The following is an 8,201-nucleotide window of genomic DNA, read 5'->3' on the forward strand; positions in this document are numbered from 1 at the left end:
TCGTTGTTTTGTCTCAGTGTACTCAGAGACGCCACATACAAATAGAGAACAGATTTCTCAACCTGTTCTCTATTTATTTTATTCTAGTTGAAGCTCTGGATCAGCTCTGTGTGGAGCGTTTCCAATCGGCTAAAGCTTGAATGTGTTTTGGCCCAATACCGCAGCAACCACCGACAATATTCGCACCCAATGCGTGCCAGCGTTTTGCGTAAACTAAATAACCTTGGCCATTCAGTTCACGTATCTCTTGAAGCATATCATTAGCTTCATGTTCGCTACTGATCGGTGCAAAGTTATTGGCGTAGACACCAATTTCTAAATCACTACCTAGCTCACCAATCACTTTCTTAGCATCGATAATGGCTTGATCCATCACTTCAGGCACGGAGCAGTTAAACATTATGCCAGTCGCGTTTGATTGGCAGGCAAGTTTGATCGCGTTTGTTACGCTTTCACCAGAACGAATATTGGCAGCGTCGCCCTTGGTGTCTTCCAAACTGAATGCGTAGTAACACGGCTTATCTGACTGCTTAAGTACCGAATAGATGGAATCGAATTCTTGCAGGCTACAAATGGTTTCTGCTATCCAAAGGTCGATGTTTGGGTCTTGGGCATCGTAAAGCGTTTGAATGATTGGCGCTGCCTCTTCGACCTTAAATAAGTCTGGTCGGTAGCTGCCAAATGGCGGTGGAATCGCGCCCGCCACTTCCACTGTGTGAGAAGCATTGTCAGCAACTGCTTTAGCCAGTTCGCCAGATAGTGCAGCGAGTTCAAAGCCTCGTTGTTTGAACAGCTCTTCACCCAAATGAAAAGGCACACACGCGTAGCTATTGGTGATCAGGATTTCAGCACCTGCATCGACAAAGTTTTGATGCGCTTGGCTGACAAATTCGGGTGCTTCAATCAGCGCTTGAGCACTCCAAAGCGGTTGAGAAAATGGCGCGCCAATTTCTTTGAGTTCTCGGCCCATGCCGCCATCAAGTATGGTTAGTGTTTTCATATTCAATACTATCTAAACAATTGCTGAAGTTCTGCCGCCACCATATCAGACAACCTTGTCAGACAGAAGCTATCAAGACTGTGTGTTATCGAGAAAAGGTGTCGGACTGTCAGGGAGATAGCCACGGCATAATTTAGATTACCCTTTCCCAATAATGTGTACCACCACACGCATCAATACCTATACGCATGAGTAGCATATTTGCTATTGTAGTCAGTAGTTTAGAGCGGGTTACTGACTTATGACGTTAGACTTTACCATTTTGGTCTATGGCATGAAGACTAAAGTGGTTTTTAGCTAGGTCGATACCGTAGAAATAAGAATAATCAGACATGGTGCCTCCGATGCATTTGAGTACCACATAAGTGTGGCAGATCCTCGGTAGGGGGAATCCATGTCATTCGCTATGCTATTGGAGGAAAATGTGGGTAATGAGCTAATTAAAACAATCAATAAAAAAGATGGTGTTGATGCTGCTTTAGATTTAACTGAAGCTTTTTTGGATACACAGATTAGTGATGAGTTGCTCGGAAACATTCCTCTACTGGGGTTGGTAGTAAAGCTCAAAAACTTAGGATATAGCATTAGCGATTATTATTTCATTAAAAAGCTACAAAAATTCATATTTCACCTCGATGAAGTATCTAAAGTTGAAAGGGAAGAGTTTTTTCAAAAATTATCTGAAGACTCTGTTCACCAAACTAAAGTTAACGATAACTTATTGCTGTTACTGAACGCATCAGGTGATATTGAAAAGCCATCATTAATAGGAGTGGTTTTCTCTGCTTACGTACGAGGATCTGTGAGTTATGAACACTTTATGCAATTTTCATCGGCAGTTAATAGCTTGAACTCTTATCAGCTGAAATTACTTAAAGAGCAGAATGAAAGGCTGGTAGCTAAGGCGGTAGGCCATGCTTTAGCGTCCCATGGGCTTGTAATCGTATCTGTACCGACATTAGCTGGTTCATCTACTCCTAACTACTACTTAAACGACGAAGGTGCATTGTTTCTTTGTTGTTTGTTTGGTTCTGAGGTGGAGTGGGATTAATTGAATAATAAGTATAGTGTCAATCATTAAATTTTGGTGCTGTTTTCATCTCACATAGTCCCATATGTCATCAACCATTGCAGAACGTTAAATGGTAGGTCACCACAATCTGTAGAGGAAAAGTGCATTGAAGTTAACGAATAAACTCGTACGTTACCCGCACATTGATGTTGATCGTGCGTTTGAAAAAGAAGCTGAGTTATTGCAGCAAATACAGGCGGGTGAGATTGTGCAAGCCTTAATGCTTTGGCAAGCAAAAACGCCGACACTCGTTTTGCCTGCGGGTAAAAAGTGGCCTGTGACACTAGAGTCTAGAAAGCAACTTACGGCACAAGGCTGGCAGCTCACCTCACGAAAAACAGGTGGCGCTCCCGTTCCTCAACTACCGGGGATCATTAACCTATCGCACATTTACCATTGGCCTCGCGATGAAGCCTACAATATCCAAAAAGCGTATCGACATTTATGCGATGTATTAACCCTGTTTTTTAAGGAACTGGGCATCGATGTGGATGTACACGCAACCCCCGGTTCTTATTGTGACGGTGACTACAACCTCAATATCAATAAACAAAAAATAGTGGGTACTGCGCAGCGCGTATTGCTTAAAAAAGGGGGCGGCCAAATTGTACTTTCGCAAGCTTGTATCTTGTTAGATGCCGACTTAGAGAACATCGTTGCGCCAGTGAATTTTTATAATCAAGTTTGCGGGAATCCAACCGTAGTGGATGCGCAGGTTCATACTCCCTTGTCCGCGCATTTGACGAGCCTTCCCAACGTAGACTCACTCTTTCAGCGGTTAAGCCAAGCTTTCATCAAGTATGCGTAATGTCTTCCTTTCGCTAACGCACAGCTCGCTCTTGGTTTAGGACGAGCAATTTCTCGCTTATCCTTTCTCTTTATAGATCGCAGGCTTGATATCCAACAGTGGTGTGTTGTTCAAGCAGTCCAAGCCTCTCACGGTCACTGTGCCATTCTCTATTTTTTCAATCGGTAGCACGGCAGTACCAATTGGGTTTGGCCTGTGTGGTGAACGCAGTGCAAAGGTGCCATTGGTCGGCGTTTCTTCATTCCAGCTTTGGATCAATTCATCTCGTTTGGCGCCTTCTAACCAATACAAGATCAATATGTAGTCGCCACGGTTTAAGCCGAGCAAGCCTTGCTGGTAAACGTCGTCTAAGATGATTTCACAGATTGGGCCGTTGTCCGGTTGGATGTTATTCGGACACTCTGAAATCGAGTGGTACGGCGTAGTAATTCGGCCAATAAATTTCAGTTCTTCAGACATGTTTAGCTCCTATTTAATTCTTTAATTAGTCATCATTTTTCATAGTCACTAAGGTGTAGATGAAGATCGTAATCAAGATCACCACACCACCAATAATACTGGTCGTTGGCGGGATCTCGGTGAAGAAGATAAACGCCCAAACTGGCGCTAACACGGTTTCTAACATCAGAGTCATTGATACCTCTGGCGCGGTAATGTGGCGTGTTGCGACCATAGATAACACTCGTCCAACAGGGGCTGTAAACAAGCCCATCATGCCCATGATTAACCACGTTTCAGCGCTATAGCTTGATGGTGTTGCGAAGAAAAACATCACAACTGCGAGTAACAAGCCACCTAAGCCAACACTCGCCAATCGGCTGACGTCTTGATATTTACGCAGCAAGGTAAACATCATCGATAGGCAGATAACTGCGAACACGGCCAACGCATCACCCATCCAGTTGCCAGAAGAAAATGACCCTGAAACGACTATCGTAATACCAATCATCACAGCGACAATGGCAATTAAGGTCGAACGGCTGGTGGCTTCTTTCAATATTAACCAGCTGAAAATGGCGGCAACCGCAGGGGCTGCACTGAGGATCACAAAGGTATTAGCGATTGAAGTCATTTTGATGCTGAAAACCAAACCTGATGCGCTGCCGAGCATAAGAATACCCGCCGCCAACAATGGCCAACCGCTTTGTGCTACTGCCTTTCGTATTCCGCGTTTGTCGTTGAATTTAAGCAAAATAGGCATCGAAATTGCGCTGAATAAGCCGAACAAGAAGGCCGTATCAAACCCGCTGACACCCGCATAACGAATAAAGATGGGGTCAATACTCATTAATACAGCACCTGCGATCGCGAGGGTAAAGCCGAGGGTTCGAGTATTTCTTGCTTCAGTTTTAGGGAGGTTCATTGTCGTCATTTCTCTATCCAATTATCTGTCAACAATAAATCATACTAGCAAGTATGATTTTAAAAATTAGTTGAGTCAATACAAATCATACTTTAAAGTATGATCTCTGTTTTGGGGGGGGATGAAGTAATGAGCAAGATTGAGCAGAACAAAGAGAAGAAACGACTCGCGATTTTAAAAGCGGCGAAGGAGATATTCCTCGCGGAAGGCTATGTGCAAACCAGCATGGACCGAGTCGCTAGTGAAGCGAAAATGACGAAGCAAACGCTTTATCGTTACTTCTCTTCTAAAGATGTGTTGTTTGGAGCGACGTTAAGACAAATGGGGGCTCAGTTTGATGAGCTTTCTGTCGAGCAGTTAAAAATCTCTGATAATTATCAGGCATTGTATGGGTTCGCTACGGCCTTTTTGGCGTTTCATTTGTCGGACGAACATATCGCTACGTTGAAGCTATTGATTGCAGAAAACGGTAAGTCTCCCGCTATCTTGGAAAGCTTTATGTGGGTAGGTGAAAACGAAACCGATATTGCACTCGCTCAGTTTTTCAAGGATAGGTTTGATGCCGAAGATGTCGCCACTAAGGTTACTCTTTGGACGGGAATGCTATTAAGCTTGAGAAGCGGCGTGTTGATGGGGATGCCAAAACCAAACCTACAAGATATTGAGCAACATGCTCGCGTAAGTACGGAGTTTTTGTTGGCTGCGCTGAATACAGATTGATGTTATGGAGTGCTCCTAAATACGGAGCACTCATTGTATCTGAGTAGTGAGCGTGGCATTAGCTAGAGCTTTTTTGCAAGTAACTGGTCAAGAGTCGTCACCAGCTTCTGATTTTTCTCCGTATTTAATGCATCAGCATGAGGGTCTTTAAATAGCCCTGAGTCATTATCAAAATACTTCCCAGAAGCGTTAGAAAACTCTTCCGATAGTGCCGCTCGGCATAAGATATCAGCGCCAATCCCTAAGTCATTACCTTCCAAACCATACGCATCTTTAACCAATTTACTGCCAAGAAATGAGGCCGGATTAACGGGAATGATTAGAGGCCCTTGATCTCTTAATTGGTGCGCAAGATGGATTGACCACATCGTTAACGCCAACTTACTTTGTGCGTAGATGGGGCCATCTAAAGCGTCAGGATTTGGGCTGACAAGTGCCTCGAGATCGACCGATGACTGAGCGGCTGAAGATAGATTGACGATGCGACCGTTGGCATCAAAAAGTGGTAGCAGCTTTTGAGTCAGTAAATAAGGGGCAATGGTGTTCACAACAAAACGTACATCAAGGTTGTCTGAGGTGGTGACTTCCGAAACCTTGTAGACACCAGCATTGTTAATGAGTACATCGAGCTGTTCATGCTTCGACTTTATTTGGTTGGCGAGGGCTTTAACTTCAGAAAGAGAAGAGAGATCAGCAACATAACTTTCGATAATCGCATCCTTGGATAATCGAGAAAGGCCGGTTTCTACTTTGCTGAGTTTTGTTGGGTTACGTCCATGTATAAGGATGTGATGCCCTTGTTGGGCTAACATTTTCGCGGTCTCTAAACCGATACCATCTGTCGCACCTGTAATCATGATCTTTTTTCGCATCTTCCTTCCTTGAATAAAGAGTCCGGACAACTTTTATAACAAAGTTTGATTGCACAAAGTTTCTACTACTTCACATGCTGAGATATAGAAAGTACGGATGTGTATTGCTATTGAGAAACCGTGAAACAAGGGTGTGGTTTTTCATTTTATTTTCTTGATATCGAATAAAGTTCAAATCAAAAAAGCCTCAACCAGTTTAATGGTTGAGGCTTGGTCGTATTAGCCTTGTTTCAGCCTATTTAGGCCAGTTTGACGTTGTAATTATTTTACCTAAGAGCTGCTTAGTGAGCGTGCTCGTGTGAATCTTGGTACAACTCAGCGTCGACTTCTTCGCCTTTGTTTGGGCGAGGAACAATCTCAAAAGAGGTATCCGCTTCAGTCAATGAAGACAGCAATTTGTTCAACGATGTTTTGTCTCCTTTCACGCCCGCTTGGCCGTCTTCTAACAGTTTTCCAAGGCTTGTTTTCTTAAGCACGATATCAGACACGTCAGACTTATTGGTGATCAGTGTTGTATCCGCATCTTGCAGTTCTGCTACTTGAATGTTGTTCAGGTTGCCATTCGACATCTCTACGTAGTAGAACTCTTTCACATCAGGTAATTGGATATTCATGGTAAACGGTGTGTCTTGCGCCTTCAATGAATCCACTTTTACCGCTAAGTAATCCAGCAAGTTTTCGATGGTCATGTTCGCCAATACATCCGGAGAAGCCGTTTTTGGTGCACCCGGTTGTGTGCCGATACGCAGTTCTTGAGCACCTGTTAGATAGATGTTCCTCCACCCTGCGCCTTCTGATTGGTAGCCTAGCTGTTCATAAGTATCGGCCAGTAAACCACGCGCTTTTTTGTTCTCAGGTTCCGCTTGGACAACCTTGTTCAGTGCCGTTGCAACGAAGCGATATTCACCTTCTTGGAAATCTTGCTGCGCTTTCTCAATCACCGCGTCACTGCCACCCATGTATTCAACAAACTTAACCGACTCTGGGTGAATTTGTAGCGGGTTCAGATTGGCTGGGTTCATGTCGAAGTAACCAAGGTACATGTTGTACACCGCACGAGCGTTATGCGAGTAAGTACCGTGGTAACCATTAGTGTGCCAAGACTGTTGAATGCTGTCTGGCATGACTTTGTAGATCTCATCGCCAATGTCTTGCAGAACAACACCATTGTTCGCTAGGCGAAGTGTTTGGTTATGAGTGAAACCGTAAGCGTCACGCTGCATTTTTAGGTAGTCAGAGATTTCTTGTTCGCCCCAAATTGGCGATGAGTGAGAGGCAAATAGCACCTCGGTATCTTCACCCCAAGTGACCAACATCTCGTTGATTTTCTTAGACCACTTCAAGCCATCACGTACTTTTGCACCGCGTAATGTGTAGAGGTTGTGCATGCCTTGGTACGTTAGCTCACCAGTCCAAAGTGCCTTCATGCTCGGAATGTAGGTCACCATTTCTGATGCCGCTTCAGTGCCTGATGCATCCATGAATTGCATTTCTAGGCCGTCGATAACCAGCGTTTCAATTTCTTCGTTATGGTTAAGTTCGTAATCCGGCAATACGTAAGTGATGGTGCCTGTCGACAAGCCTTTCGCGAGTGCCGCATCCACAATACCGTGCTCATGACGATTCAGTGTTGCGCCATATTGATAAGCGGTACGACGAGACATCGCATTACCTGCCAGTACGTTTTCGTCGACGATTTCTTTCGTGATGTTTTTTGAACCGTACACTTTTACGTCTGGGTAGGCTTCTTTGATTGCTCGTGCACCGCCAAAGTGATCGGCGTGTGAGTGTGAGTAAATCATCGCTACGATAGGTAAGTCGTCGCCATCAGGCACGTTGTTCTTAAAGAACTTTAATGACTTAGCTGCTGATTCCTTTGTGAGAAGAACGTCGTAAGCAATCCAACCATTGTCACTGCGGATGAAAGAAATAGACGCTAAATCGGCACCACGTACTTGATACACTTTGCCCGGGACAACTTCGTACAAACCTTCAGCAGCTTGGTTCAGCACGGCTTGACGCCAAAGCGAAGGGTTCACTGAATCGGGCGCTTGGTCGGCATTGTTCACGCTAGGGTCGATGAAGTTGAAGCTGTTACGAATAATATCGCCAGTTTCTTGATCGAAGCTCGCAATCAACCCTTTGTTGTTATTGTCGAACGCGCGAGTGTCTTCGAAGTTAAGCGTTTTCGCGAATTCTTGGTTTGCTTTCTTCGTCATCTCGGTCGCGTCTTTGCCACCCTGATCGCCGATTTCGCTAAAGTGCGCGTGGTCATGGTTAGCTGCAACAGCTGGGAACGCAAGAGAGATTGCTAGGGCGTGTTGATCTTTCGTGAGTGTTTTTTGAACAGCATGGTAAAGAGTTAT

General features: G+C 44.5%; 8 protein-coding genes and 1 pseudogene. 3 read left to right on the forward strand and 6 right to left on the reverse strand.

Going from position 1 to position 8,201, the window contains the following annotated elements; translation table 11 throughout:
* Positions 1 to 100: 100 nt before the first annotated feature.
* Together AB6C75_RS01635 and AB6C75_RS01640 are read right to left on the reverse strand one after the other, a co-directional pair.
* On the reverse strand, positions 101 to 1,000 hold the full coding sequence (locus AB6C75_RS01635) for a homocysteine S-methyltransferase family protein (RefSeq protein ID WP_372106566.1): 900 nt from the start codon (positions 998 to 1,000) through the stop codon (positions 101 to 103).
* Positions 1,001 to 1,136: 136 nt separating this feature from the next.
* Positions 1,137 to 1,334, reverse strand: a pseudogene (locus AB6C75_RS01640) (IS110 family transposase); the annotation flags it as partial.
* 60 nt (positions 1,335 to 1,394) lie between these two features.
* On the opposite strand from AB6C75_RS01640, the gene AB6C75_RS01645 reads away from it, so the two are divergent.
* Both AB6C75_RS01645 and AB6C75_RS01650 read left to right on the forward strand, forming a co-directional pair.
* Positions 1,395 to 2,051, forward strand: coding sequence for a hypothetical protein (locus AB6C75_RS01645; RefSeq protein ID WP_372106568.1), 657 nt, complete (start codon positions 1,395 to 1,397; stop codon positions 2,049 to 2,051).
* Positions 2,052 to 2,178: 127 nt separating this feature from the next.
* Entirely contained in the window at positions 2,179 to 2,880 is a 702-nt protein-coding gene (locus tag AB6C75_RS01650) for a biotin/lipoate A/B protein ligase family protein (RefSeq protein ID WP_372106570.1), read from the forward strand.
* A gap of 57 nt (positions 2,881 to 2,937) precedes the next feature.
* Here the strand turns inward: AB6C75_RS01650 and AB6C75_RS01655 are convergent, their stop codons facing one another.
* Complete coding sequence (locus AB6C75_RS01655) at positions 2,938 to 3,339, reverse strand: SAM-dependent methyltransferase (RefSeq protein ID WP_122046107.1); 402 nt, start codon at positions 3,337 to 3,339, stop codon at positions 2,938 to 2,940.
* 25 nt (positions 3,340 to 3,364) lie between these two features.
* Positions 3,365 to 4,252: a DMT family transporter gene (locus tag AB6C75_RS01660; protein WP_372106572.1), complete on the reverse strand. Its 888-nt coding sequence runs from the start codon at positions 4,250 to 4,252 to the stop codon at positions 3,365 to 3,367.
* Between the two features lie 120 nt (positions 4,253 to 4,372).
* Here AB6C75_RS01660 and AB6C75_RS01665 point away from each other — a divergent pair, with 120 nt between their 5' ends.
* Positions 4,373 to 4,963, forward strand: a complete 591-nt coding sequence (locus tag AB6C75_RS01665) for a TetR family transcriptional regulator (protein WP_372106573.1) — start codon at positions 4,373 to 4,375, stop codon at positions 4,961 to 4,963.
* Between the two features lie 62 nt (positions 4,964 to 5,025).
* On the opposite strand, the gene AB6C75_RS01670 is transcribed toward AB6C75_RS01665, so the two are convergent.
* Both AB6C75_RS01670 and AB6C75_RS01675 read right to left on the reverse strand, forming a co-directional pair.
* On the reverse strand, positions 5,026 to 5,835 hold the full coding sequence (locus AB6C75_RS01670) for an SDR family NAD(P)-dependent oxidoreductase (RefSeq protein ID WP_032499754.1): 810 nt from the start codon (positions 5,833 to 5,835) through the stop codon (positions 5,026 to 5,028).
* A 281-nt stretch (positions 5,836 to 6,116) separates the two neighbouring features.
* Positions 6,117 to 8,201: an alkyl/aryl-sulfatase gene (locus AB6C75_RS01675; protein WP_372106575.1), complete on the reverse strand. Its 2,085-nt coding sequence runs from the start codon at positions 8,199 to 8,201 to the stop codon at positions 6,117 to 6,119.

Origin of the sequence: Vibrio sp. 10N.237.312.B06 (assembly GCF_041464685.1) — a bacterium.
Lineage (GTDB): Bacteria > Pseudomonadota > Gammaproteobacteria > Enterobacterales > Vibrionaceae > Vibrio > Vibrio tasmaniensis_A.